Source organism: Agromyces binzhouensis (assembly GCF_004135055.1).
Lineage (GTDB): Bacteria > Actinomycetota > Actinomycetes > Actinomycetales > Microbacteriaceae > Agromyces > Agromyces binzhouensis.
Window position 1 is genome coordinate 1 of the sequence record NZ_SDPL01000829.1, and the last position, 528, is coordinate 528.

The following is a 528-nucleotide window of genomic DNA, read 5'->3' on the forward strand; positions in this document are numbered from 1 at the left end:
CCCGTCACGCTGCCGCTGCCGGCCGGCGGCGGACCGGTGCCCGACCGCCAGGCGGGCCCGCACGCGCACGAGATCGTCGCGACGCCATGGGGCACCCACGTGGTGAGCAACCTCGGCGGCGACGCGATCCACGAGTTCGCGGTCGATCGCGACGACGCCGGAGCACCCGTCCTCCGCATCACGCGGACGCTCGAGGTCCCGCCGGGCACCGGCCCCCGGCACATGGTGGTCCGCGGCGGCCTGCTGCACGTCGTCGGCGAGCTGGACGGCGACCTGCACACGTTCGAGGTCGACGCGACGTCGTTCCGGCCTGCGAGCTCGACGCCGACCGTCGCCCGCGCCGCGACGGGACCCGACGACGTCGTGCAGCCGTCCCACCTCGACCACGCGCCGTCGAGCCGGCTGATGACGGCGCTCGTGCGCGGCCGCGACAGCGTGAGCGTCTTCGACGCGATGGATGCCGCGCGGCCGCGGCTGGCGTCGGAGCACGCCGTCGGCGCCGCCTGGCCGCGCCACCACGCCCATCTC

1 protein-coding gene is annotated in these 528 nt (G+C 76.5%); it reads left to right on the plus strand.

Annotated features, from left to right (window positions below):
* On the plus strand, positions 1-528 hold a 528-nt coding region (locus ESO86_RS18425), incomplete at both ends, for a lactonase family protein (RefSeq protein WP_165308464.1).